This is a genomic window from Ruegeria jejuensis (assembly GCF_041537905.1).
In the GTDB taxonomy this organism is placed as follows: domain Bacteria; phylum Pseudomonadota; class Alphaproteobacteria; order Rhodobacterales; family Rhodobacteraceae; genus Ruegeria_C.
The window spans coordinates 1-25,180 of the sequence record NZ_JBGRUO010000020.1; the positions used below are offsets into that span (position 1 = coordinate 1).

At 60.6% G+C, this 25,180-nt stretch carries 19 protein-coding genes; 11 read left to right on the forward strand and 8 right to left on the reverse strand.

Annotated features, from left to right (window positions below):
• The first annotated feature begins 264 nt into the window (after window positions 1–264).
• The 7 genes from AB1E34_RS19550 (at window position 265) to AB1E34_RS19580 (ending at window position 10,951) form a co-directional block, all read left to right on the forward strand.
• Window positions 265–3,519, forward strand: coding sequence for a G8 domain-containing protein (locus AB1E34_RS19550; protein WP_372573996.1), 3,255 nt, complete (start codon window positions 265–267; stop codon window positions 3,517–3,519).
• Between the two features lie 323 nt (window positions 3,520–3,842).
• Window positions 3,843–5,333 carry a UbiA family prenyltransferase gene (locus AB1E34_RS19555; RefSeq protein WP_372573997.1) on the forward strand — a complete coding sequence of 497 codons (1,491 nt, stop codon included), beginning with the start codon at window positions 3,843–3,845 and terminating at the stop codon, window positions 5,331–5,333.
• Window positions 5,330–5,749, forward strand: a complete 420-nt coding sequence (locus AB1E34_RS19560) for a GtrA family protein (RefSeq protein WP_306203589.1) — start codon at window positions 5,330–5,332, stop codon at window positions 5,747–5,749. The genes AB1E34_RS19555 and AB1E34_RS19560 overlap by 4 nt, the downstream gene beginning before the upstream one ends.
• Window positions 5,746–7,092, forward strand: a complete 1,347-nt coding sequence (locus tag AB1E34_RS19565) for an FAD-binding oxidoreductase (RefSeq protein ID WP_372573998.1) — start codon at window positions 5,746–5,748, stop codon at window positions 7,090–7,092. The genes AB1E34_RS19560 and AB1E34_RS19565 overlap by 4 nt, the downstream gene beginning before the upstream one ends.
• Window positions 7,089–7,829, forward strand: a complete 741-nt coding sequence (locus tag AB1E34_RS19570) for an SDR family NAD(P)-dependent oxidoreductase (RefSeq protein ID WP_372573999.1) — start codon at window positions 7,089–7,091, stop codon at window positions 7,827–7,829. Before AB1E34_RS19565 ends, AB1E34_RS19570 begins: the two co-directional genes overlap by 4 nt.
• A 17-nt stretch (window positions 7,830–7,846) precedes the next feature.
• The gene (locus AB1E34_RS19575; RefSeq protein ID WP_372574000.1) at window positions 7,847–9,487 is read left to right on the forward strand and encodes a hypothetical protein; all 1,641 of its coding nucleotides are present in this window, start codon (window positions 7,847–7,849) and stop codon (window positions 9,485–9,487) included.
• Between the two features lie 12 nt (window positions 9,488–9,499).
• The gene (locus tag AB1E34_RS19580; protein WP_372574001.1) at window positions 9,500–10,951 is read left to right on the forward strand and encodes an oligosaccharide flippase family protein; all 1,452 of its coding nucleotides are present in this window, start codon (window positions 9,500–9,502) and stop codon (window positions 10,949–10,951) included.
• 20 nt (window positions 10,952–10,971) lie between these two features.
• Here AB1E34_RS19580 and AB1E34_RS19585 read toward each other — a convergent pair whose 3' ends face one another.
• The gene (locus tag AB1E34_RS19585; RefSeq protein ID WP_372574002.1) at window positions 10,972–11,916 is read right to left on the reverse strand and encodes a sulfotransferase family protein; all 945 of its coding nucleotides are present in this window, start codon (window positions 11,914–11,916) and stop codon (window positions 10,972–10,974) included.
• 156 nt (window positions 11,917–12,072) lie between these two features.
• Between AB1E34_RS19585 and AB1E34_RS19590 the strand changes: the two genes are divergently transcribed.
• On the forward strand, window positions 12,073–12,891 hold the full coding sequence (locus AB1E34_RS19590) for a sulfotransferase family 2 domain-containing protein (protein WP_372574003.1): 819 nt from the start codon (window positions 12,073–12,075) through the stop codon (window positions 12,889–12,891).
• A 14-nt stretch (window positions 12,892–12,905) separates the two neighbouring features.
• Here the strand turns inward: AB1E34_RS19590 and AB1E34_RS19595 are convergent, their stop codons facing one another.
• The 6 genes from AB1E34_RS19595 to AB1E34_RS19620 form a co-directional block, all read right to left on the reverse strand.
• Window positions 12,906–13,799 (reverse strand): glycosyltransferase family 2 protein, encoded by an 894-nt coding sequence (locus AB1E34_RS19595; protein WP_372574004.1) that lies wholly within the window; start codon window positions 13,797–13,799, stop codon window positions 12,906–12,908.
• A gap of 355 nt (window positions 13,800–14,154) precedes the next feature.
• Window positions 14,155–14,763, reverse strand: coding sequence for a sugar transferase (locus tag AB1E34_RS19600; RefSeq protein WP_372574005.1), 609 nt, complete (start codon window positions 14,761–14,763; stop codon window positions 14,155–14,157).
• A gap of 642 nt (window positions 14,764–15,405) precedes the next feature.
• Window positions 15,406–16,410 carry an NAD-dependent epimerase/dehydratase family protein gene (locus AB1E34_RS19605; RefSeq protein WP_372574006.1) on the reverse strand — a complete coding sequence of 335 codons (1,005 nt, stop codon included), beginning with the start codon at window positions 16,408–16,410 and terminating at the stop codon, window positions 15,406–15,408.
• A gap of 110 nt (window positions 16,411–16,520) precedes the next feature.
• Window positions 16,521–18,002, reverse strand: a complete 1,482-nt coding sequence (locus tag AB1E34_RS19610; protein WP_372574007.1) for a hypothetical protein — start codon at window positions 18,000–18,002, stop codon at window positions 16,521–16,523.
• 15 nt (window positions 18,003–18,017) lie between these two features.
• Window positions 18,018–19,175: a GSCFA domain-containing protein gene (locus AB1E34_RS19615; RefSeq protein ID WP_372574008.1), complete on the reverse strand. Its 1,158-nt coding sequence runs from the start codon at window positions 19,173–19,175 to the stop codon at window positions 18,018–18,020.
• Between the two features lie 134 nt (window positions 19,176–19,309).
• Complete coding sequence (locus tag AB1E34_RS19620) at window positions 19,310–20,329, reverse strand: replication initiator protein A (RefSeq protein WP_372574009.1); 1,020 nt, start codon at window positions 20,327–20,329, stop codon at window positions 19,310–19,312.
• 391 nt (window positions 20,330–20,720) lie between these two features.
• Here AB1E34_RS19620 and AB1E34_RS19625 point away from each other — a divergent pair, with 391 nt between their 5' ends.
• The 3 genes from AB1E34_RS19625 (at window position 20,721) to AB1E34_RS19635 (ending at window position 24,389) form a co-directional block, all read left to right on the forward strand.
• Entirely contained in the window at window positions 20,721–22,142 is a 1,422-nt protein-coding gene (locus AB1E34_RS19625) for an AAA family ATPase (protein WP_372574010.1), read from the forward strand.
• A 26-nt stretch (window positions 22,143–22,168) separates the two neighbouring features.
• The gene (locus AB1E34_RS19630; RefSeq protein WP_372574011.1) at window positions 22,169–23,227 is read left to right on the forward strand and encodes a ParB/RepB/Spo0J family partition protein; all 1,059 of its coding nucleotides are present in this window, start codon (window positions 22,169–22,171) and stop codon (window positions 23,225–23,227) included.
• Window positions 23,228–23,336: 109 nt separating this feature from the next.
• Window positions 23,337–24,389, forward strand: coding sequence for a glycosyltransferase (locus AB1E34_RS19635; protein ID WP_372574012.1), 1,053 nt, complete (start codon window positions 23,337–23,339; stop codon window positions 24,387–24,389).
• Here AB1E34_RS19635 and AB1E34_RS19640 read toward each other — a convergent pair.
• Window positions 24,319–25,140, reverse strand: a complete 822-nt coding sequence (locus AB1E34_RS19640) for an ABC transporter permease (RefSeq protein WP_372574013.1) — start codon at window positions 25,138–25,140, stop codon at window positions 24,319–24,321. The genes AB1E34_RS19635 and AB1E34_RS19640 overlap by 71 nt on opposite strands.
• Between the last annotated feature and the right edge of the window lie 40 nt (window positions 25,141–25,180).

A 25,180-nucleotide genomic window follows, 5' to 3' on the forward strand; every position in this document is an offset into this window, starting at 1 on the left:
ACGATTTTTCGCGAGGTTCTGATAGGCGGAATATGGAGCGGTCCTGCATTGTTTCACGCAGGAATTTGCCGATCTTTAGACTGCTTTTTTAGGACTATGGTTCTTGCCATTTTGGCACGGTACGCCAGCGTTGCAAATTCGGGACGATACACTCAGTCGTCTCGGAATCATGACAACACCGAATTCAGGGCGGCTTGTTCCGTTCTGATCTTTTGCGTCGGCCTTTTGGCCGGGGCTTCGGTATGCGGGGCGACTGGAGCAGTAATGGACGACATGAACCACTCAACGGAGATGCATCACTCCGGGCATGGAACTGGTGGCGGGGAACAGGATCTGACCGGGTCCGGCAGCACCACACGCGCCGAAGCCGTCATGATGCAGCAGGAGGCGCTGTCGGGGGCGCATCATTCTGCGCATATGGACGATTCCGTCAAGCAGGGCGAGCATCTCAACCTGATGAACCTGATGCCGGATGCCAGTGATTGGAGCACCTCCGTCGCCATCAAGGGCGGGTCCTGGTTCGACAGCGCAACCTGGGCAGGCGGCAAAGTGCCTGGCGCCGGGTCGGATGCTTATATTCCGCACGGCATCTCCGTTGTCTATGACGGTGTGAGTACGGCCGAGCTGGGGACGGTGGGCGTTGATGGCGGGCTGCATTTCGCCGTCGATACCGACACCCGGATGGAAGTTGAATCGCTGCTGACCGGGTCGTCCTCCACGCTGACGATCGGGGTCGAGGGCAATCCGGTGCAGGCCGATGTCAACGCCGAGATCGTGATCACCGATAGCAAAATCAACCTGTCCGAGGACCCCAGCCAGCTGGGCCACGGGGTCGTCACCCATGGCGCGGTGGAGATTCACGGCGCCACCAAAGCCCCCTATCTCAGGCTGGCCGAAGAGCCCGAGGCGGGTGACCGGACGCTCAAGCTGGAAGGCGATGTCGACAGCTGGCAGGTCGGCGACAGCCTGGTGGTCATGGGCACCAAACATATCGGCAATGACTCGAACGGCGTCCTGCAGACACAGGACGAAGAGGTGACAATCGTCGCGATTGACGCAAAAACCGGCACCGTCACCCTCAACCGGCCCCTCAAATACGATCACACGACGCCGGACTACGAGGGCCGCGACGGGATCGACAACGAACTATCCGTCTATGTGGGCAACTCCTCGCGCAATGTGACGATCTCGTCGGAGAACCCCGAAGGGGTGCGCGGCCATGTGATGTTCATGCACAACGCGGATGTGGAAGTGCGCTATGCCGAGTTCGACGAGCTGGGCCGGACGGACAAATCCAAGCCGATCAACACCAACGAGCTTTGGGACGAGGACGACTGGTCGAACCGCGGCCCCGACATCAAGAACGGCCCCGGTGATGTGATCGGGACCGCGCGCAATCCCGGCACCGAGAATGTGGAGGGCCGCTATGCGCTGCACATCCACCGCACCGGCGCCGAAGAGGACGCCAAGCTCGCGATACTCGAGGGCAATTCGGTCACCGGCAGCCCCGGCTGGGGCATCGTGCATCACGACAGCCACGCGGCCGTCGATTATAATTTCGTCTATGGCGTCGCCGGCGCCGGGATTGTGTCAGAAGACGCCAATGAAACCGGCCAATGGATCGGCAATTTTGTCACCTCCACCGTCGGCACCGGGCGCGATCCCAACCGCGATGGTGACGCGAATGTCCTGACCCTGGAGAAATCCGGCGATTTCGGTATCGAAGGCGTCGCTTATGAAAGCCAGGCGCGGCAGATCATCCAGCAGGACAATATCGCCGCGAACTCCAAGACCGCCTGGATGTTCAACACCTCCGAAACCAGCACCCAGGGCCCGACAACCGATGTCGTGCAGTTCGATCCCTCGGGCAACCCGTTCAAGGAGAAAGAGCGTTTCGACGAAGAGGAGACGTCGATCATGGGCTTCTCCGGCAACCAGATCATCGCCGTCGAAGAAGGCATCTTCACCGGTCACCGCAACATCGACAACGCCACCGACATCCAGCAGACCTTTTCGGATCTGACTGCCTATGAGGTCGATGGCGAGGCGGTGCACATCTTCAACTACACCAATGAATATGTGTTCAAGGATGTACTGTTTGTCGGCGTCGGTCGCGGCTTCAAGGTGGGCGACAAGGCCGAGGGCATCAACCTGTCCAATGTCCATGTGGAAGACGCGTTCGAGGTGTTCAACGCGCGTGGCTACAATGCCGACGGGACCTATGTCGACGTGACATGGAATGACGTCGATCGCGGCCTTACGGCGCGCGACATGAGCGGGAACCTGGTCAGCTTTGACAACCGGATCATCGATGGTTCGAAAGTGACCCCCGTCGAGCAGATCACCTTCAAGGCGGATGGCGGCACCAAGATGGTGATCCGCCCGGATGGAGGCGAGATCGACATCCGCGGCACGCTGACCGACAGTCTCGGCACGTTCAACTTCCACGCAAACACCTGGTATCGTCAGGATGTGCATACATTTGACGGGCTGCAGACCGAATTGCAGTCTCGCGATGTGGATTATGCGCTCGAAAAATACGGCGCGATCCAGAACAGCAACGGCACCTGGGATCTGGCGTTCTACTGGTGGGTCGGGGATCGGATGACCGGTGAAAACCAGGCCGTGTTCATCCCGCTGCGCCTTCAAGGGTTCAAAGATTCGGAGCTGCAGCCATACAAGATCAACGGCTTCACACCCCCGTCAAACGAAGTTCAGCATTACTACACAGACGGGATCGACTCCATCGACCAGGACTTCGGCACAGGCGGAGGAGATACAACCGATAAGGAACTGCGCGGCACCCATCGCGACGACATCCTCAAGGGCAGTTCCGACGATGACAGGATCATTGCCGGTTCCGGCGACAATATGGTTTCCGCCCTTGAAGGTGACGATTATGTTTCGGCCTTGGGCGGCCAGGACGCGCTGTGGGGTGGCGATGGCGATGACACGGTTTCTGCCGGTGGCGGCAATGACCGGATCGGTGGCGGCGCGCAGAATGACAAACTGGACAGCGGCGCGGGCAACGACACGGTTTGGGGCGGCAACGGGCGCGATACAATCATGGCCGGCGATGGCAATGACATGATCGGCGGCGGTGCCGGCTACGACCGGATCTTCGCCAAGGACGGCGATGATTCCGTCCGGGCCGGCAACGGCAACGACACGGTCTTTGGCGGCAACGGCAACGACACCGTGCTGGGGCTAGCCGGAAATGACGAGCTCTGGGGCGGTGCCGGCATCGACCTGCTGGATGGTGGGGCTGGCAATGACACACTGCGCGGCGGTGCGGACGCGGATACGATGGTGTTCTCGACCGGCGCGGATCAGGTGATCGACTTCGGTCCGGGCGACCGGATCGATCTCTCGGGTGTGGCCGCGATCGACAATTTCGCCAATTTGCAGGCACATCTGTCGGGCTCGGCAAACGCCGTGATTGATGACGGGCTCGGCAATACGATGACGCTGATCGGCATCAACTCCGGAGAGCTTGAAGCAAGCGACTTCATCTTCTGAATGCCTCCAACCGCAGGCCATGCCCCGGCAGGCCTGCGGATCGCTTTCCCGATCCCCGAACCGGGTACGGGAAACAATGAGCAGATCTTCGGCGCTTCGGTTTCCTTTTGCTGGACGATCCGGCGGCGGCGAAGATCCTGTTGCAAATTTGTTTTGAACTCTCGTTTTCTTGGCCCAGGATGAATATATATTGCGCCTTGCGGTTTACCGCAGCAGCACGCAGAGAGATTATCCTTCCAACTCTGCGTTCGGCATGATTTAGAATTTCCTTTGAGGCCCCGGGCTTCTTGAGTTTTGCGATTATTTGGTTTTGGAAAGATATGATGTCGACCTTTGCAGCGCGGCGCGAGATGGCTGACACCCCTGATATGGACACGTCCGATCACTCAGATGTACCTTTGATCGTCGATCTGGACGGTACGCTGACAAAATCCGACACCATGCATGAGGCGCTTTTGCTGTTCATTGCAAAGCATCCCGTGAAGCTGCCGCAGATTGCGACCTGGCTGCTGTCGGGAAAGGCCGAGTTCAAGGACAGGCTGGCCTCCGAAATGGTGGTCGATGCGGCCTCTGTTCCCCTGCGCGACGAAGTTCTCGACCTCATTGGCACGGCCAGGGCAGACGGGCGCAAGGTGCTGCTGGTCTCGGCCTCGAACCAGCGGCAGGTCAGCCGGATCGCCGAGCAATTGAACCTGTTTGATGAGGCCGTCGGCTCGGATGCCGCGCGCAACCTGTCCGGCACGCAAAAGGCCGATTGGCTGGTTGATCGCTTTGGCGAGAAAGGCTTCGACTATGTCGGGGACTCGCGCGCGGATCTCGACGTGTGGCCGCGGGCCCGCAAGGCGATCACGGTCGGGTCGAACGCATCCATACGACAGCATGTCGATGACATGGGCCTCGACGCCACCCATCTGACCGGAGATGACGCCGACAGCGCCCTCGCGCGGGCGCGCCATTACGTGAAAGCCATGCGCCCGCATCAATGGCTCAAGAACCTGCTTGTTTTTGTGCCCGCTCTGGCCGCGCATGACATGGCGATGCTGCTGCCGTCGTTTTTTGCGTTCTGCGCCTTCTGCCTGGCGGCTTCCAGCATCTATCTGATCAATGACATGCTGGATCTGCATGTGGATCGCCAGCACCCGCGCAAACGCAACCGCCCCTTTGCTGCCGGGACGATTCCGGTCTCCCATGGTGTGGTGCATTCCGGGGCGCTGTTTCTGACCGCGATGGTGATCGCGCTGATCCTTTCCGCGTCCTTTGCCGCTGTTCTCCTGGGATATGTGGCTCTGACATTCGCCTATTCGCTGGTTCTTAAGCGCAAGCTGATGATCGACATCTGGACCCTGGGCGCGCTCTACACCATCCGGATCATCGCCGGAGGGGCGGCCGCCGGTATCCCGCTGTCGGAATGGCTTCTGGCGTTTTCCATGTTCGTGTTCCTGTCGCTGGCCGCCGTCAAACGGATTTCGGAACTGACCGATCTGCGAGCCCGCAACCTGACCAGCACCGATGGAAGGGGCTATCGCGTCTCCGATCTGCCGGTGGTGCTGGGCGCGATGCTGGCCTCGGGCTATTGCTCGATCGTCATTCTGGCGCTTTACGTGTCGAACTCGAATGTCGTCAGCCTCTATTCCGAACCCAAGCTGCTCTGGCTGGTCTGCATGATGCTGCTCTACTGGATCAACCGCGTAGCAATTATCTCGTATCGCGGCGAGATGGATGACGATCCGATCGTCTTTGCCCTGCGCGACCGGGTCAGCCTGATTGTGTTTGCCTGCTGCGGCGCGGTCTTCGTGGCGAGCGCACTGTTATGACACTCACCCAGCTTGTGTTTCGCTACAGCGCGTTTGCGGTTGTAGCCACGATCGTCAATCTGCTCACGCAACGCCTGTCGCTGGCGCTCTATGAGGGCAGTTTCGCCATTCCGCTGGCCATTTTCGCCGGCACGGTGACCGGTCTGGTGGTCAAGTTCCATCTCGACAAGCGCTGGATTTTCTTTGACGTTTCGAAAGATGCCCAGACCCGGAAATTCGGTCTCTATACGCTGATGGGTGTGGTGACGACCGTGATCTTCTGGGGCACCGAATACGGGTTCTGGCTGATCTGGCAAAGCGACCTGATGCGTGAGGCCGGCGCGGTGCTGGGGCTGAGCATCGGCTATTGCACCAAATACCAATTGGACAAACGCTTCGTCTTTGTCGCGCATCCGGGGTTCGGACATAAGGCATGAGCACGCTTCAACCCCTGTCCGGCTGGGCCCGCTGGCCCCGAAGAACGTGCAACACCGCGCCGCTCGATCCCGGTCGCCTAGCGGATCTGAGCCCGCAGGCGGGGCAGGGGATGATCGCCCGCGGACATGGCCGCTCTTATGGCGATATCGCGATGAATCCCGACCTGACGCTGATGGGGGCACAGCGCAACCGCATCCTGTCCTTTGATGCGGCAAGTGGCGAACTGGTCGCCGAGGCGGGTCTGAGCATCGCCGAGATTCTGCAGGTCTTTGTGCCGCGCGGATGGTTTCCGGCAGTCACGCCGGGGACCAAATTCGTGACCCTGGCCGGGCTGATCGCGGTGGATGCCCATGGCAAGAACCACCACAAGGTCGGCAGTTTCGGAGATCACGTCCTCTGGTTCGACCTCTATTGTGCGGATGGTCAGACGCGCCGCTGTTCGCGTGAGCAGAACAGCGATCTGTTCAACGCCACGATCGGCGGCAACGGCCTGACCGGGCATATCCTGACGGTCTGTACACAGCTGCTGCAAGTCCACTCGGGCTGGATCACCCAAAAGACCCTTCAGGCCAGCGATCTGGATCAGGCGATCGAGATTTTCGAGGCGCATCACGACGCGACCTATTCGGTGGCCTGGATCGACTGCCTGGCCAAAGGGGCCGCGCGCGGACGCTCGCTGGTGTTTCTGGGCGAACATGCAACGCCCGACGCGCTGGACGGCGCCAAAGCGGAACGCCCGTTTGACATCCCCGCCCGCCGCAACTTGCGCATGCCGATGGACGCGCCCTCCTGGGCCCTGAATTCCTACACGCTGCGCGCGTTCAACCGGCTCTATTACAAGGTGAATTCCGGAAAACCCGAAACCCAGCTGGTCGATTACGACACATATTTCTATCCGCTGGATGCCATTCTGGAATGGAACCGCATGTATGGAAGAGGCGGGTTTGCCCAGTACCAATGCGCCTTCCCGCTGTCCAGTTCCCGCGAGGCGCTGCTGAAATTGCTGGGTGCCATTTCGGATGCCGGTCTGGGATCGTTCCTTGCGGTGCTCAAACGGTTCGGGCCCGGAAGCCCGGAACGCCCGCTTTCCTTCCCGATGGAAGGCTATACTCTGGCGCTCGACTTTCAACTGTCCCCCGAGGCTTTGACACTGATGACGGAGATGGACGAGATTACCTGCCAGCATGGCGGCCGCCTTTACATGGCCAAGGACAGCCGCATGAGCCAAGCCACGCTGGAAGCCGGATATGCCGACGGGGTGCCCATCTTTCGCACCCTGCGCGACGCCACCGGATCGCGCCCCTTGTTCCAATCCCTGTTATCCCAGAGGTTAAATCTGTGACACCTGCCGACCGCCCCGCCCTGATCCTCGGTGCCCGCTCGGGCATTGCCCGTGGCATCGCTGCCGCCCTGGCCAAGCGCGGCCATCCGCTGATGCTGGCCGCGCGCAGAGCAGGGGAGCTGGACAGCGACGTGTCCGACCTGTCGATCCGTTACAATTGCACGGTCACTGCCCATGAGTTCGACGTGCTGGATCTGGACGGGCATGCGGGCTTTCTCGACAGCCTGCCCGCAACCCCGTCAATCATCATCTGCGCCATCGGCGTGCTGGGCGATCAGGAACGTGACGCCGGGGATGCCCAGGCCACAAAGCTGGTCGTGGACAGCAACTATCTGGCGCCCTGCCTGTTTCTGGAACAGGCCGCGTCCCGCATGGCACAATCAGGCGGCGGCTCGATCGTGGCAATCGGCTCTGTCGCGGGCGATCGCGGGCGGGCAAAGAACTATGTCTACGGTTCTGCCAAGGCCGGGTTCGCCACCTATATCTCGGGGCTGCGCCAGAAATACGCGGGGAGCGATCTGCATGTGATGACGGTGAAGCCGGGCTTTGTCAGAACCGCAATGACCGAGGGCATGGACCTGCCCGGACCGCTGACCAGCGATGCCGAGCCATTCGCCGAGCGGGTGGTGAGCGCCATGGAAAAGGGCAGGCAGGTCTATTCGGACCTGCGCTGGCGCGCCCTGATGGCGGTGATCACACATCTGCCCGAACGTATATTCATGAAAACGAAATTCTGAAGAGGCCGGACACGACAATGGCACAGGAACGACATTTCGAGGATTTCCTTCTGGCACTGGGCCTGACCGTCATTGGCGCGGCGCTGGCCTGGCTGCTGTCGGGCGGGCTGCCCGCTATCGGCATCGACGACGCCGCCATCACGCGGTCATATGCGGAAAACGTCGCCAATGGCGCAGGCTATGTCTACAATGTCGGCGGCGAGCGGGTCGAAGGCTCGACCGCGTTTCTATGGGTCGCCATCCTGACCCTGGCCTATAGCCTGACACCGACACCGGAACTCCTCATCATTGCGCTTTGCGCCGTTTTTGCCCTAGTGGCGGTCTATACCACGCTTCGGCTGGCACGGGCGCTGGCCGACTGGCTGGAGATCGACCCGCGCCCCGCCATCTGGGTCCTGGCGGCCTGCCTGCTCGCCAGCCCCGGCTATTTCATGTGGTCGGTCTGGACGATGATGGAGCTGGCGCTCTGGTCGATGCTGCTGATCTGGATGGTGTCGCTGCTGGCCCGGCTGGTCGAGGACGACCGGGGGCAGGGCCATACGCTCTGCCTGCTGGTCGCGGCGCTGCTGATGCCGCTGGTGCGCCCCGAAGGGATCGCCGCCGCGATCGGACTGCTGGTGCTGAGCCTGCTGCTCGCGCCCCGGTTCTGGCGTGCCCTGGGGGTGGGCGTGCTGGCAGCGCTGGCGTCGTTTGTGGCGGTCACCGCGTTCCGGCTGTCTTATTTCGGCCAGCCCTTTCCCAACACGTTTTATGCCAAAGTCTCCTCGGACAAGGTCCAGGGCCTGAAAGACGGATTGAAGTATCTGCTGGATTTCCTGCTGAGCAGCCCGTTTGTCGAGATCTTCGTGGTCATCTGGCTGGGCGGCGTGCTCTGGGCGCTGATCAGCGCCACGCAGGCCCGGCCCGGTGCCCGCGCGCTGCTGGTGGCCGGGGCTGCGGTGTTCGGCATCCTGCTGGTCTATGCAGCACTTGGCGGCGATCACTTCGTGCTGTGGCGGTTCTATCAGCCGGTGGCTCCGCTGCTGCCGCTCTGCCTGGCGCTGCTGGTTGCTGCGGGTGTCACCCAGGCCCGGAGCTCTGCGCTCAGAGGCCCGGCGGTGCTGGCCGCCGGAGCCGCCGCCATCGGCCTGCTGATGGCCGGTTGGATGCAATATTACCAGTCGCGCTTCAACATCCGGAAGGAATATACGCTGGTCGAGCAGGGGCTTGGCTTTGGCCATTTCCTGAACGAGATCGAACCGCTTCCCACGATCGGGGTCGGCCCCGCCGGGGGCATCGCGCTGGCCTATAACGGCGAAATCCTCGACCTGCTGGGCCTGAACTGGGTCGAGATGGCCCATGCCAACCCGGTCAAGGTCGGCATGCGCAACCATGCCAGCTTTGACAAGGATACCTTCTGGAAACACGCACCCGACGTGCTGGCCGCCTTCAACCGGCCCTGCGCGGAAGGCAATTCGCTGGCCTTCTGGTCGCATGCCGACAATGCCTTTGACGGGCTCTATTCAGACGACAAGTTCCGCAGCGCCTATGTGCCGGTGGCCTTCGTGCAGGGGGGCGATTGCTGGCCCGGCTTCGCACAGCCGGACTGGCTGGCACAGACGACCCCCGGCGAGGCGATCAAGACCTTTGACTGGGCGGATGTGAAATCCCTGGACTGATGTGACATGACGATGAATCAGTCTCCTGACGGGCGTCCGGCCAGAGGGTTTTTCGTCAATGTCAGCTCGCTTGTCTCGGCGCGCCTGTTCCTGGCCCTGTCCCAGGTTCTGGTGCTGCCGATTGTTGCACGGCACCTGACGGTTGACGAGTTCGCCCTGATGGCGATGGCCATGTCGGTGGTGGTGTTTTGCAGCGTGCTCAGCGATGCCGGTCTTGGGCGGTCGCTGATCCGAACGCCCTCCTATGATCACGAGGAATGGGTCAGCGTGTTCTGGCTTCTGGTGGCGGTGGGGGTCGGGCTGGCGGTTGCCATACTCGCAATCGGTCCGCTCTGGGCGGCCTTCTTCGAGCAGCCGGATCTGGTGCCGATCCTTGCCGCGCTGGCGATCGTGCCGCTATGCCAGGCGGTGTCTGCCGCCCCAAACGCCGAGATCGAGCGGCGTGAGAACTATACCGGCATCGCCAAGGTCCAGACGATAACGACGGTGGTCAGCCTTGGCCTTGCTGTTGGCCTCGCTATTCTGGGGGCAGGAGTATGGGCACTTGTGGCCCAGCAGGTTTCCCTGGCAGTCGTCAGGCTGGCAGGGATCATCTCTCTGTCCAATTTCCGACCCAACCTGGTATTCAAACCCCATCTGGTCCGTGGGCATCTGCTGTTTGCCCGCAACGCCCTGACCGTTTCGGCCATTTCGGCAATGAGGACCCAATCCGCCGTCATTGCCATCGGCAAGCTCAACGGCGAGGCGCCGTTGGGCCTGTTCTCGATGAGCGCACGGTTTTCCAGGCTGCCGCAATTCGGCCTGGTCGGGCCGGTCTCGACCGTTGTCTATGTGCGCATGGCCAAGGCACAGGACAATCCCGCGCGTCTGGTGGAAATCTATCTGAGCGCGATGAAGCTGATGGCAACGCTTCTGTTTCCGGCCCTTGCGATGACAGCCGTGGCCGGCACGGCGGTGTTCACCGTGATGCTGTCCGCAGAATGGGCACAGGTCGCACCGATCTTTGCCTTGTCGATCTCCGGCCTTACCTTCGAGGCAATCGCCGTGGTCCTGCTCGCCTGCATCTTTCGCGCCACCAACCGCACGGATCTGCAGGTGAAGCTGAGCATGCAATCCGCAGCGCTCTATATCATTCTGGTGGTCACCGCTGCCGCGCTGTCCGGGGTCCTCGCCGTTGCAACCGCCATTTCGATCTGGGGCTTGCTGATCGTGCCCCGAGGCTGGCTGTTGGCGCGGCAGGTTGTGCCGATCTCTGTGCCAGACTGCCTGCGCACGCTTTTTGTGCCGGTGCTGCTGTCCTTTGTGATGGTGTGCTGTCACGCCACGCTGCGGTCGTTCCTGTCCCCCGGACATGTGGCGGAAATCGGTATCGCCGGATGCATCCTGACCGTTGGTCTGGGATTGATGGTCTTAATACAGCGCAAGGACCTGCGCAAAGCCATCGCTGTCTTCAGGCCAGGCTAGTGGCTGAACGCCCCCCCGGATCAGCCGTCAAAACCCGGCCAGAGCGCCGCAAGATCCCGACCTAACAACTCGGAGAGCCCGTCGTTACGGCGGGACAGGTGATCACTCAGATAGTCCCGGGTGCTCTCTCGCATCGGCGGCGGTCGCTCGGCCTTGAGCAGAATTTTGTTGACCCGGGTGAACCAGAGATGGTGGAGCTTCTGGCGCAGGCCCACTCCCGGCCCCCGGCGGCTGCCAAGATGATTGCCGTATCGCCAGGCGACCACTTTCCGACCGACCCGATTAAGGGCAAGCTGGCCTGTCAGACTGGTCGGGTAATAGGTCTTGTTGAACCAGGAGGCCTCGTCGCGCACCTCCATCCGCGAGGTGCCGAGGAAATCGGTGACCCCATCAATCGCGGCCTGATTGTTGGCGATGAAATCCTCAAACAGGACAACCTTGACCCGGTCGGAACCAAAAATGTCGTAATAGCGCTTCAGATGCGGCAGATAGGTCGATCCGAGAATGATGGCCAAGTGCGTGTGGATTGCCTGCTCGAAGGTGCAGATGGTCCTCCCGCTTTTGACCATGTGCCAGTATTGCGAATAGGCCCGCGCAACCGGATTGCGCAACATAAAGACCAGCCGCACCTCCGGCAGACGGTCACGGATACGTACAGGCGCCACTTCGGAAAAAAGATAGGTGGTCGAATCCTCTCCGACCAGCGGCAGATCGGCAAAGGGTGCAAAACATGCGGCATAATGGGACAGGAGTTCGCCATTTTCGGCCCGATTGTCATAATGGATCAATTCGCCATCTTTATGGAAGAAAAAATCCGGATGCGTGACAGGATCATCCGCGTCAAAGTAATGTATCTCTTCGTCGGGCAAACCGATCGCAGGATGCTGATTCAGAATGAAATGCAGCGAGGTCGTGCCGCATTTCGGCGCACCGCCAATGATGAAATCGGGAAATCTATTCGCCAAGGCACCAACCCTTTCGCCCCGATGACCCCCTAACGGACCCGATGTTGCAGGGCAAGTTATCTATTCGATGAAGAGGCTTGATTGCCGAAGGCTCTGTTGCTGAAGTGCCTGGGTGAATATAAGCAGCGTGGCAATGCTGCGGAGTAGGAGCATCTCATGGATGGTCTAGAGACAACTGGCTTGGACAATCGAACCATTCTGGACCGGACGGGTCTGGGATACGGTCAGAAAGTAATGGACCGCCTTGGGCGCCGGGGTGAGCTGCATTTGCACGGCCAGGTGGGCGATGTCCGGCTTGGCTATTGCTACATCCGAAAAAATGCCTGCTCAAGTTTCAAGCGTTTGTTTATGGATTTGGCCGAAGCGGATTACGACCCCGCATCCGGAGAACGCCCGATCGATTTCCTGGTCAAACACCAGATGATGCGCTCGGTTGATGCGCCCCTGTGTGACCGCATCGTGTTTGTGTATCGCGATCCGGTCGCGCGGATCGTCTCGCTGTTCAAGAACAAATTCATCATGCGCAGCGGGCATGAGGACTTGTTCCGAAAGTATCCCGCCCTTGCCGGCGAAGACCCCGACCAGACAACATTCCGGCGGTTCGCCACGCATTACCTGCGGGAAGATTTCACAGCGCTCGACCGGCATGTGCTGCCGCAAGTCTGGCACCTCAAGCGTTTCCGCTACACCGATGCGATCCCCATTGGCGCGCTGCATGACAGGATGCGTTCGATCATCGGTCAGCCATTGGCGGATCAGTATTTTTCACAGCCCGTGAATGCCACCAAGAGCCAGAAAGCCTATCTTCCGAAAGCGATGGACATTCCAAGCGCAGAGCTGTCCCGCCGCTTTACGGACATGGGCACAATGCCTCAGGACGAAGATTTTATTGATGCCTCTCTCAGGACGCGTCTGGAAACACTCTATTCGGCGGATAGTGACATGATCCGGGCTGTCAAAACACGCGCAGCCTGAAAGCGGACGGGGCTTCAGCCGCCGTAAAATTCGTGATTTGGCCTGGTAAAACAGCCCTTCAGAACCCCGAGGTGGAACCCGCCCCGGAGCGCCCAGAAGGCGCATCTGTTTTTGCGCGCCACCGAGGCCGCCGCACGCATCCCGCAATATGACGCCTTTGCCAGGCTTTTGAGCAGCAGCAGCGGTCGCTTTCGCGGCTGTCCCTGCAGGGCGCAGAACCCGTAGATCGTACCCGTTGCCATGGTCTTGGTCCAAAGCCATTTGAAAGACAGCCGCGCAGGGGCCACCGGTTCACGGACGATGGCGCTCGTGCAGATTGCCATGGGAACGCCGCTGCGATGCAGCCGGAAGAAGAAGTCGATATCTTCCCCCCCGGTGCGACCGAAATCGAGACGGAACCGGGCCGCGCGCAGGGTCGGGTCGCGCCGGTCCAGCAGGACATTGCCGGAAAATCCCGTCTCTACAGTGCCGTTCAGGGCCGATGGCACACTTGAATGGGCCATGTTTTCAAGCATCCAATCGGGCGCGCCCGTCGGGTAGACCGCATGAACCGGGCCGAACACAACCTTGGCCTGTTCCTGTGACGCGGTTTCGAGAAGACTGGCGACCCAATCCGGCCCGGCAATCTCGTCATCATCGATAAACAGCAGGTGGTCCGCATCAGAATGTTCAAGGCAGGCGTTGCGCGCGATCGAGATGTTGCGGGCCGGGGCATGTACGTACCACAGAGTCAGCCCCAGCTCTTTTGCCTGCGCTTCGATCTCGGCCTGTTTGAGGGGCTGTTCGTCATTGTCAGCGACAATGATCCGGAGCTTCAGGCTGTCCGGACCTTGCTGGGCGGCCAGACTTTCCAAGGTCCCGTACAAGCTGTCGCGCCGGAACGTGCAGATCCCAATATCAATATTCATGTCCCGTCACCAGCGCGGCCATATTTTGCTTACGACCTTGTAAAGCAATTTTGAAGTTCCATTTATGGTCGAAATCCCGCAACATCAGGGCATTCGACTCCGCATGAGAACGGGTGCGACTCCGCGTTTGCTAACAGGCAGGATCCAGATAAGCAATGATCATATCCAGATTGTTCTTTTCCTCAGCCGTTTCAATCGGATCGTGCCTTGCCGTATGGCTGGTGGTGGGGGGATCCTGGGTTGCATGGCTTGTGGCTGGCTGGCTCTTATCGGCACCGCTCCTCATAGTCATGCTCGTCATCGAACATAACACGTCCTTCAGAATCTGGGGACTTCCCCGGGCCCGAAGGCCCGGTCAGACAGCGCCGGACAGTCGACCGGTGACAAACAAGAGCACGGTCTTCAAGAAAATCTGAAGATCAAGCCGCAAGCTCAGGTTGCGGACATACCACACATCCAGCGAGACGCGCTCTTCATATGACGTGTCGGAACGGCCACCGATCTGCCAGGCACCGGTTATGCCCGGTTTCACGGCCTCGTAATAGACCTTGTCCGAGCCATAATGAGCCAGCTCTTCGCGCGTCACCGGACGCGGACCCACAATGCTCATATCTCCGAAGAACACGTTGAAGATCTGCGGCAGCTCATCCAGGCTCGACTGACGCATCAGATTTCCCAGACCGGGAAAGACCCGTGGATCGTCCTTCAGCTTTTGCGTCTGCTCCCATTCCCGGCGCCGGATCGGATCCTCGGCCAGGAGCCTGTCGAGCACCTCGCGGGCATTGGGCACCATGGTACGGAATTTCAGGCAGGAGAAGACCTTGCCATCCAGGCCAACACGGTCATGGCGAAAGATCGGCGATACCCGATACACCGCGACAATGTACAGCGACAGCAACGCCATGATGGGTGCAAACAGCACGATCATCATCGACGACAACGCGACATCGCAAAGCCGCTTCACGAACTTCTCGGATAACCGGTATCCACCGGCAATACTGACTTCGCCAACAGAACGTGAGAAACGGCACGCCGCCTCACTTCCTCCGACAAAAGCCCTATCTTCCCCCGACACAGATGTCACGGAATCCAAAGACATCACAGATACCCCCACTCGCCACACACAAAAAAGACTTTACCAAACAGTAATCTCCCAACACCCCACCGACAAAAATATGCGGGGCGGTATTGTGGTGAGAGTTTACCATTCCTTAACGTCACCGCAAGCGCCAAACTCATTTGCCTTAAGTTTGCCCGAAAATTCCCTGCCTTGCGCCGCAAATTGATGAGAGGATGTGTGATTCTCGGAACAATCCCCACAAATTTAGGCAATTTGACAACATCCCGAACCGAATCGAGCCCCCGGCGCGACGCCATACGCTTGGCTTGCCCTACCGGCGTTCCATAGGCACCTACGGCAGGAATATCTCTGAAAACCCCCGTTATTTAACATAACCTGACTTATATATGAGCTCTGTTTCTTGAGAGCGGCCTCATAGAAGAGGCCGAAATTATACTTAAAAACAGATAGTTGCAGCTATCCCGATATCCGGGGCATGTCGCATTTGCGCCGGGCTCGACGCAGGCGGCAGAATCGCCCCGGGCGTCAGATCTCGTAATAATCGCGATACCAGGCAACAAACCGCGCCACGCCATCCCGGAAATCGGTCTGCGGGCGGTAGCCGGTGAGGTTCTGCAACAAACTGGCATCAGCCCAGGTGGCGGGCACGTCGCCGGTCTGCATCGGCATGTAGTTCCGGATCGCTTCGCGCCCCAGTTCCGCCTCAATCGCATCAACGAAATCCAGCAGTTTGACCTTGTCGGAATTGCCCAGATTGACCACACGCCAAGGGGCAGCCGGGCTCAGCGTGTCATCTTCGACCGCGGTCTCGGGCCCGCCCGGCACCGCATCGATCAGCAACCGGATGCCGCGCACCAGGTCCTCGACATAGGTGAAGTCGCGATACATGTCGCCATGGTTGTAGATGTCGATCGGCGTGCCTTCGAGGATGCCGCGGGTGAACTTGAACAGCGCCATATCCGGCCGTCCCCAGGGGCCATAGACCGTGAAAAAGCGGAACATGGTGATCGGCAGGTTGTGAATATGCGCCCAGGCGTGGCCCATGCTCTCATTGGCCTTCTTGGTGGCGGCATAGATGGTGAGCTGGGTGTCGGCCTTGTCGGTCTCGCGAAACGGCATCTCTTCATTGGCGCCATAGACCGAGGAGGTGGAGGCCATCAGCAGATGCCGGACGCCGACGGCGCGCGCGGCCTCCATCACGTTCATCGTGCCGACCACGTTGGAATCCACATAGGCCCGCGGGTTCTCCAGGCTGTAGCGCACCCCCGCCTGACCGGCGAGATGCACGATCACATCCGGCTCGAACGCCTCGATCGCCCCGGCCAGCGCGTCATTATCTTCCAGCATCGCCTCGGTGGCGCGGAAATTGGGGCTTTGATGCAGCATCGCGTGACGGCGTTGCTTGAGACGCACATCATAATAGTCGGTCATGCCGTCAAAGCCGCCGACGATGAACCCTTCATCCAGCAGCAGCCGCGCCAGGTGATAGCCGATGAAGCCGGCGGTGCCGGTCACGAAAATGCGTTGCATCAATGAACTCCCTGCAATTCGGACCCAGAACTAGTTTGCCTCTTTTGCGCATGCAACGCGTATTGTCTCGACGGGGCGCTGGGGTCGCGCGCGCCATGGCGCGGCTGACGTCAGGCCGCCTTGCCCGAATGGATTTCCCAGGCAAACGGCACCTCGGCCAGTTCGGGCGCGGCCAGCGCCAGCAGATCGGTATTGGCCTGGTTGGAAAACCGGTAATCGAGCGGCAAGCGGGCCGAGCGTGCATAGAGCGCGCGGTCATTGAAGGGCGCAAGATAGAAATTGTCCCGATACCCGCAGGCCGCCAGCCCGAAATTGGGCAGGTAATGCTCCAGAAAACCGAAATCTATGTATTTCCGCTGCGCATCCCGCGGCAGTTCCTCATACCAGCTATTGTAATCCGGCAACCATCTGGAGACGAATTCGCCGGTAAAGTCTCGACCGCCAACAAACAGGCACCGTTTCAGGCCGAATTTCCGGTTCAGCTTGCGGTGATTAATATCATCCGTCCTCCAATGTGCCGCCCGGAGCACTTCCATCACATTGCCGACCATCACGATCTCGTCGCGGCCCAGATCATCCCAGAAATTCGTGTTGTAGGTATGCGGCAGCGGCACGCCGTACCCGGTGGTCAGGGCAAAGGCCCCGGTCCGCTCTGCAAGCGCGTCGCCGGTGAAGGCAGTCTCGAGCTTGTGATGTTCCAACGCAATGTCAAACACCTGCGCCAGACCCTGTGCCGATCTGAAATCAACCCGGCTGTTGCGGTTATGGGTCTGGGTGAAATAACGGGCGATCTGATGCCGCACCGGTTTGGCGCAGGCCAGCAGGTTGCGGGAATCGTTGCCGCCGCTCAAGGGCAGCGCCGCCCGGTCCGACGTGACGATGCCGGTGATGATCTGTGCCAGCCGGGTGCGGATCGCCGCGATCTCGGTGGCGGGATCATCGGTGTCAGCCACATCCCCGGGGCGCGGCCAGAACCGGTGTTCGGACATGTCCGACAGGCGCAGATAGTGATTGGCCGCCAGCCGCCGGGCAAACCGGTCGCGGCTATGGCCAAAGGGCATCCGCTGCGTACCGGCCAGCGCCAGTTGATAATCCACCGCCTCGCTCTCGACGATGTCCCGGGGCAGCGCCATCAGCAGGGTTGTACCCACCTGCCCGCTCTGCGGATCGAACACGCAAGGATAGCTGCTGCTCACATCGCCATAGATGCGATCCTCGCGCCCGTCGCGCAGCAACAGCAGGTAGCGGCCCGCCAGACCGATTACGAATTCCTCGATCCGCAGCCAGAAATCATCGGTGCCGACCGTGACATCGCTCAGCACCCGGTCGCGCAGCCGCGCGCCCGCCGCATCCACGGCCACCCCCAGGCAATAGCCGATCTCGACACCCGCACCGTCGCGCAACGCAGCCACGGCCAGGCGGCGGGAATGGGACAGGGTTCGGTCGCCGAAGGGTTTCGGGATCAGACCGGAAACCCCGGCGCAGGACACCGGCCCCAGGGTGAACTGGAACGGAAACAACGCATCGGCGGACAGGCCGCGCGCCGCACATTCCCGCAGCGCCAGAGGCAGGACAGGTTCCGCATCGGACATGGCTCAGCTCCGGGTTCAGGCCGCGTCGGCGTCTTTCAGGAAGCTTTTCAGGAACCGCCGTATCGAGCGTTCCGATTTCGGCTCGTCCATGATCTGGTCACGGGCCAGCAGCCGGTTGATGGCGTGATCCTTGTCCTTGGCGATGACCCGCGTGATCACACCGGGCACCAGCCTTGCGGCCACCAGCGCCTTGGCAAAGCCCACCTTGATGTCGGGACGATCCGCCTCTTCATTGTCATGCGGGATGCACCAGGTCTTTTCAAACAGCATCATGATGTAATCCAGCACCTCTTCGTAGGGGTGGCGGCGGTCCGGCTTGTAGGGCTGACGGAACACATCGGTGATGATCTCGTAAGAGGGCCAGTAATGCAGCACGCCCTCCTCCTGCTTTTCGCGGATTACCTCGTCGATCGCGACCCGCAGCACGCTTTTGGAAACAGAGTTCGAGGTGATGCAGGAATTGTTGCGGAAGGTGGCCAGCAGGGGAATCGGTGACAGCGTGTAGATGATCTTGGCATCCGGGCGGTGCTTGCGGATCAGATCGTAGATGGCGCGCAGATTGTCCTTGTTCTCTTCGACGGTGCTGACGCGGAACTTGTGGCGCTCGGGGTCATAGCTTTCCTTGGGGATGGTGCGCCAGAACACGTTTCCGGTGGGTTCGTCATACCAGATCTCGGACAGGCCGAAGGTCAGGATGAAGACATCCGTGTTGTCGAAGATCTCTTTGGTGGTGGCCTGTACCTCAGCGTCATAGCCGTATTCCTCGGCCTTGTAGCCATGCCAGAGTGGTTGGTCGAAGACCTTGTTCTCCCAGGCCCATTCGAATTGCTGGCGGATCACGAAGGAATTGACCATCCCCTCGCCGCAGCCCACCACATAGGCGCGCTTGGCGTTCTTGTCCTTGTTGAGGACATTGTAGTTCCGCTGCGACAGGTAGTTCGAGATATTGGCGGCGAAACAGCTGCCAAAGGCGGTGATCTGGGTCTCGGGCGTGATGATGGGGGCCTCGGGCGTCCAGCCATGCAGCACGTATTTGTCCATCGCATCCTCGCTCAGCAGATGCGCCAGATGCGGGTTGCCATTGGTGTATTCGCCCCGGAACCAGGTTCGGAATTCCGCGGAATTCTTGGTGGTGACCTGAAATTTGAGCGCTGATGCCCTGCGCGTGCTCATTGCCTGTCATTCCCTTCCTGCGCGTCTTCATGTGACGCTGTTCCTGGCCGCCGCGCCCAATTGCAACCGGGCCGCGACGTACCGCTTGGGGTTGCCGCGCACCCTAGCCGCAGGCCGGGCTGTTTTCAACAACGCTACCCCCCTGCCCGCTTCTTCACCCAGCCCAGAAAAGCGGCATCCGGCTTGCGCAGCCGTGGCGCGCCCGAGCGGATCCAGACGCCGCGCCATTCTGCCTCCAGCCCATAGACATCCGCGCCGGGGATCAGCGCGCGGGCCTGGGCATAGGTCTCTTCCGACAGAACCGGCGGGCGGGCCTCGCTCTCGATCAGGCCGCCGCGCGGTGCGAACCGGATCAGGTCGCCCGCCTCTTCGCGCATCTCGTAATCGGGCAGGTGGTCGGCCGCGATCATGTCGCGCAGCATCTTGCGGAAGACCCGGCGCGGCGATGCGGAGCCGGATTTCTTCAAGAGCGTGTCCACCGACACCGTCCAGGCTGGCTGGCGCCCGCAATGTTTGCGCGCCAGTTCATAGATCCGCCGCTCCAGCGGTTTCCTGAGCCGGAAGTAATCGCGGCTGAGCGTCAGCACCGATTTGCTGAGCACCGCGCGGTACAGCCAGTCGCTGAGCGTCACCGCCACGCTGACCATCCGTCCACCGCGTGTCTTGCGCACGATCTCCCAGCGCTCGATCAGGCCGAAGCCGGTGGTGGTCTCCTGCTCGCCGGTGACGATATTGGTGGTGATGCGGGTGCCGGCCAGCCGCTCGAACGCCTCGCGCAGCCGCCGATAGGCATCGCCGGAGGTTTCGCGATTGGTCGCCATCAGCAGATCATGCGCCTTCAGATGCACCGTCCGGCTGACCGCGCGCCCCGCATTGATCGCCGCCATCAACTGGCTGATGCAGAAGATCAGGATGTCCTTGTCATGGATCGTGGCCAGCCCCTTGACGCTGGGGGTCACCGTGATCTCGGCCCCGTTATGGGTATAGCTCAGGATGCGCCGGTCGGGCCGGGTCGCCAGCGAGAACAGCGGATGTTCCATGCTGGCGATGTCATCCTTGGGGATCGCATCGAAAATATCGCAGAGGAAAAAATCGCCCTGCCGTGTCCGGTCAGGGAGTAACCCCCCTGCCCCGCCTGTCACTGCCTTACTCATCGTCGCCTCAATGCTTCGGCCCTCTTGATGGGGCCTGTCTCCGGCCGGTTTTCCGGTCCGGGAATCTTTCGTGGTTTTAGTGACACCCAGCCTAGAGTTATCCACAGGTCCTCGCAACGGGGGTTCGGAATCGCCCGATCGGGGGTTCGGAGTCACTTTATCGGGGTTTCAGAGTCGCACAGAGCCATCGGAAAGGCATAAAGCGCTTGAAACAAAAGAGAAAAAATAAAGCAGCACAATGCCGTAACTATAAATAACACGATTCTAACACTCTAAAAAAAACGCAAATCGCCGGAATCTGCGCTATAAAGGCATCAGCATCCCCTTATTTTCCTGAGAAAAATCACGTCTTGTGATGGTTTTTCTTCCATGTGACGTGTTTTTCGGTATCATGGGGAAAACGTATAACATCGAGCAGAAAATCATGGCCAAGGACACCCCGTTCCTTCCTCCCTATTTCAACATCGACCCCGATGCCGCACTGGCAGAACTCGACTTACCCACAGAGACAGGCGGCTTTGCCGAGATTGCCCGCGCCTGTGCTCAGGGCCGTGCCGATCTGGCCAGCCGGGGCCTCAACGAAGAGGGGCGCAAAGACCTGCGCCTGTTTTCAACTTGGGAGATCACCCGCTATCTGATCCCGGTGGCCCAAGCCCATTTCCGCCGCGTGCTGAAACAGAATCCCGACCTGCCCCAGGGCCGATCAGAAACCGAGGGCGGCGCCAAATGGTTCACCCTTGATGAGGTGCTGCGTCTGCGCGCCTTCTTCGGGGCTCAAGGGTCAAAGGCCAAGAACTACCTGCCTTATCGTCCCGCCGGACAGCCCGCCAAGATGGTAGCAGTGGCCAATTTCAAGGGCGGTGTGGGCAAGACCAGCACCGCGGCGCATCTGGCCATGTCAGCCGCTTTGGATGGCTACCGGGTGCTGGTGATCGATCTGGACAGTCAGGGCTCGATGACCTCGATCTTTGGCGGTCAGGTCGAGGATGAATGGCAGACTGCCTTCCCGCTGCTGGCGCGCCATTACGGTGAATATCTGCGCACCGAGAACCAGCGCCGTCTCGACCGGGGCGACCCGCCCCAGCCGTTGGATGACGCACTGAGTGCGGCGATGGGCATGACCGCGCAGGACCTGATCCAGAGCACTCACTGGCCCAATATCGACCTGATCGGGGCACAACTGAACCTCTATTGGGCCGAGTTTCAGGTGCCGGTCTGGCGTATGCAGGCGCGCGGCTGGAAGCTCTGGGACGCGCTCACCGACCGGCTGGAGGCGGACGGGGTGCTGGACGCCTATGATCTCGTCTTCATCGACACCCCCCCTGCCCTCGGTTACCTGACCATCAACGGTCTAGCGGCGGCGGATATCCTGCTGGTGCCTCTGGGCGCGTCTTTTCTGGAGTTTGATTCCACCGGGCGCTTCTTCGACATGCTGCATTCCACTTTCGCCAGCATTGAAGAGGGCGAGAATGTTGCCGCCCGTGCGCTTGGCCGCCCCGAGATCGGTTTTGAATGGGATGCGGTGCGCGCGGTGATCACCCGCTATGACGGGGCGCAGCAGGGCGAGTTGTCGGGGCTGATGCAGGCCTATCTGGGCAAGGTGCTGAGCCCGCATAAACAGGATTTCACCGCGCTGATCGGGCAGGCCGGGGAACAGGTGAACGGCATCTACGAGGCCGATTACCGCGATTTCAACCGCGAAACTTATGCCCGCGGGCGCGAGACCTTCGATGCCACCTATGCCGCCTTCAAGCGCCTCTTGCTGGGCATTTGGCGGCGTGGGGAACTCGAAGCGCAGCAGGCAGCGGAATAACAGGCTCTAATAAGGAGATCTGAAGAATGGCGAAACGCAAGCGACTGACCCCGGCACAACCCGGCTATCTCGGTATCGGGGCGGCACCCGAGACCAAAGCGATGCCACTGGGGATGTCGGCAGCACCGATCGCGCAGGTGGCGGGGGAGGCCTCGACTACCGCTGCGCTGGAAGAGGTGACCCAAGCCTTGCAAGACGCCCGCGCTGAAGGCCGTATGATCGAGCTCTTGCCGCTTGACGTGATCGACGAGCGCCATCTGGTGCGCGACCGTCTGGTGCAGGACGAAGAGGAGATGACCGCGCTGACCGACAGTCTGCGCGCCCGAGGCCAGCAGATGCCCATCGAAGTGGTGGTGCTCCCCGATCCTGCTGGAGGGCGCACCCATGGCCTGATCTCGGGCTGGCGGCGGCTGACCGCGCTGCGGCGGCTGTACAAGGAAACCTCCGATCCGAAGTTCGCTACCGTGCGGGCGATGGTGATCCAGCCTGAAACCTCGCAGGACTCTTACGTGGCGATGGTCGAGGAAAACGAGATCCGGGTGAATCTCAGCCATTACGAACGCGCCCGCATTGCCGTGCGCGCGATGAAGGAAGGCGTCTATCCCAACCAGCGCCTGGCTTTGCAGGGGCTTTATGCCAATGCGGCCCGCTCCAAACGCTCCAAGATCGGCACCTTCATCACCCTGGTCGACGCCTTTGACGACACGCTCTATTTCCCGTCCGCCATCAGCGAGAAGCTGGGCCTTGCGCTGGCGCGGGAACTGGTGCGCGACCCTGGCTTTGGCGATGCGCTGAAGGATCGGCTGCGTAACACCCCGCGCGACAGCGCCGCCTCGGAAATGCGGATATTGGCCGATGCGGTGGCCGAACGGCAACCCTCCTCTGCTCTCCCCCCTGCGCCGGAACCATCGGTTCCGCCCGCCCGTCCACGTGTGCGTGTCGCTGGCGGAGAACGCATCGTGGCACGGGTTTCCGAGGGGCTGGAACTGCGTTTCATCCCGGATCAGAGCCGTATTGAGCTGGTGGGGGACGAAGTCTCGGAGGAGCTTGCAGAGGCGTTACAAAGCTGGCTGCGATCCCGTTGATGGTTACGGAGATGTTTCGCGCGCGAAACATTGCGGCCGCGCGACCGGTTTGACAGGGGGGTGAAATTGTGGCCCTTGCTGGTGTGAAATGACATGGAGCAATCCCTGAATGACCGCAGGTTCTCAGCCTGGAGTGGGCCGCTTGGTGGCGGTGGTGGTAACCCATAACCGACTTGCCAAACTCAAACCGACACTGGCCCGGCTTCTGGCCGTAGACCCGGCACATCTGCAGGCGGTTGTGGTGGTGGACAATGCCTGTTCGGATGGGACGGACAAATGGCTGGATACCCAGCGGGACCCTCGGCTGACTGCGATTGCTAGCGCAGAAAATATCGGCGGCGCCGGCGGGTTCGAGCGGGGGTTGCGCCACGCCATGCAGCATCTGGACCCGGACTGGCTGGTGGTGATGGATGACGATGCCTGTCCCGCGCCGGATACGCTGGCCCGGTTTCACAACTCCCCCCGCAGCCCCGATACCGCCTATGCCGCAGCGGTCTATTTTCCCGATGGTCGCATCTGCGAGATGAACCGGCCCTCGTGTAACCCGTTCTGGTCGCCTGCCCTTTTCCTGCGCACACTGACCCGGGGACGCGACGGTTATCACATCCCACACAGCGCTTATGATGTGGAGGTCCCCTGCCCCATCGATCTGACCTCGTTCGTAGGTCTCTTTTTGTCCCGGCAGATCGTTGAGGACAGCGGATATCCCGATCCTGGGCTGTTTCTTTATGGCGATGACGTGATCTACACGCTGACTCTGCGCCGCCGGGGCTGGAATATCCTGTTCGATCCGGCGCTGCGGTTCGAACATGATTTCAGCACGTTCGAGGCGCAAGGCCCACAAACCATCCGCCCCTTGTGGAAGGTCTATTATTTCTGCCGCAACCGGCTGCTCATGTATCGCGCGGCAGCACCGGTGCTTTTCTGGCTCCTGCTGCCGCTGCTTGGGTTGAAATGGCATCTGGCGGGCGGGCGTTACGGGGCGGACAAGCCCCTCTATCTGCGCCTGCTGCGCCGGGCGCTGCGGGATGCGGCAGCACGGAACACAGAGCTCAGCCATGGCGAGGTCCTGGCTCTGGCCGGAGGCTCGGTCAGCGGTTCAGAATGTCCCGATGGTAGCGGCCCAGCAGGATCAGACCCATCAGCAGAGTCGACAGGCTGATGATCAGGATGAATATTTCGCTGATATAGAGCGGATGGTAGGTCGGGTAGATCCCCGAGCGCATCAGGCCGGTGATATGGATCAGCGGATTGTACCACAACACATCCTGGACGTTCTGAGGCATGTCTTCATAGATGTAGAAAATGCCCGAGACCAAAAAAAGTGGTCGCGTCGCGATAGACCAGATCAACTCATAGGTCGGATAGAGACCACCGATGGCGCAGTTCAGCGTGCCGACCCCCAGCCCCAACAGGGCGGCCAGCGCCAGCGCCTCGGCAATCGGTCCCATCTCCAGCACAGCTCGGCTGTCAACGGTCGCAAGAATGCCGGTGATCAGGATATAGGTGACCAGCAGGCTGGTCAGCAGGTTGAGAATGAACCGGGCCAGGATCGCATCCACCCAAGTGACCACCGGATACATCAGCAGCGGGCGTGAAAACCTGATCGCCTTCGAAACGGTCAGGGACAGGTTCTGGTACAGATTGAACACCAGATAGCCCGAGGCATAAAACAACAGGAAACTGTTGCCCAGCGACGGGCTGCGCATCAGCAGGGAAAACCCGAAGCTGAGGATCACGATGATCCCAAGCGGTTCCAGAATCGCCCAGATATAGCCGCCGGGATTGCGCCCGTAACGGGTCGACATCTCGCGCAGAATAAGGGCTGTGATCGTGCGCGGCGAGGTCCAGCGGTGGGCTGTGCCCTGCCCCGGTTCCATCGCGTGCATTCCTGGGTCGGAGGAGGCAGACATATGCGCATCGTCTCGTTTTGGCCTGTGCGTGCCCGCCCGA

What these genes read in the sequence shown, in the direction of transcription:
- AB1E34_RS19605 (WP_372574006.1), bottom strand. Translation starts at nt 16,410, where the DNA reads ATGCAACGCATTTTCGTGACCGGCACCGCCGGCTTCATCGGCTATCAC.
- AB1E34_RS19635 (WP_372574012.1), top strand. Translation starts at nt 23,337, where the DNA reads ATGACCGCAGGTTCTCAGCCTGGAGTGGGCCGCTTGGTGGCGGTGGTG.
- AB1E34_RS19595 (WP_372574004.1), bottom strand. Translation starts at nt 13,799, where the DNA reads ATGAATATTGATATTGGGATCTGCACGTTCCGGCGCGACAGCTTGTAC.
- AB1E34_RS19640 (WP_372574013.1), bottom strand. Translation starts at nt 25,140, where the DNA reads ATGTCTGCCTCCTCCGACCCAGGAATGCACGCGATGGAACCGGGGCAG.
- AB1E34_RS19630 (WP_372574011.1), top strand. Translation starts at nt 22,169, where the DNA reads ATGGCGAAACGCAAGCGACTGACCCCGGCACAACCCGGCTATCTCGGT.
- AB1E34_RS19560 (WP_306203589.1), top strand. Translation starts at nt 5,330, where the DNA reads ATGACACTCACCCAGCTTGTGTTTCGCTACAGCGCGTTTGCGGTTGTA.
- AB1E34_RS19620 (WP_372574009.1), bottom strand. Translation starts at nt 20,329, where the DNA reads ATGAGTAAGGCAGTGACAGGCGGGGCAGGGGGGTTACTCCCTGACCGG.
- AB1E34_RS19580 (WP_372574001.1), top strand. Translation starts at nt 9,500, where the DNA reads ATGAATCAGTCTCCTGACGGGCGTCCGGCCAGAGGGTTTTTCGTCAAT.
- AB1E34_RS19555 (WP_372573997.1), top strand. Translation starts at nt 3,843, where the DNA reads ATGTCGACCTTTGCAGCGCGGCGCGAGATGGCTGACACCCCTGATATG.
- AB1E34_RS19565 (WP_372573998.1), top strand. Translation starts at nt 5,746, where the DNA reads ATGAGCACGCTTCAACCCCTGTCCGGCTGGGCCCGCTGGCCCCGAAGA.
- AB1E34_RS19550 (WP_372573996.1), top strand. Translation starts at nt 265, where the DNA reads ATGGACGACATGAACCACTCAACGGAGATGCATCACTCCGGGCATGGA.
- AB1E34_RS19575 (WP_372574000.1), top strand. Translation starts at nt 7,847, where the DNA reads ATGGCACAGGAACGACATTTCGAGGATTTCCTTCTGGCACTGGGCCTG.
- AB1E34_RS19590 (WP_372574003.1), top strand. Translation starts at nt 12,073, where the DNA reads ATGGATGGTCTAGAGACAACTGGCTTGGACAATCGAACCATTCTGGAC.
- AB1E34_RS19610 (WP_372574007.1), bottom strand. Translation starts at nt 18,002, where the DNA reads ATGTCCGATGCGGAACCTGTCCTGCCTCTGGCGCTGCGGGAATGTGCG.
- AB1E34_RS19625 (WP_372574010.1), top strand. Translation starts at nt 20,721, where the DNA reads ATGGGGAAAACGTATAACATCGAGCAGAAAATCATGGCCAAGGACACC.
- AB1E34_RS19615 (WP_372574008.1), bottom strand. Translation starts at nt 19,175, where the DNA reads ATGAGCACGCGCAGGGCATCAGCGCTCAAATTTCAGGTCACCACCAAG.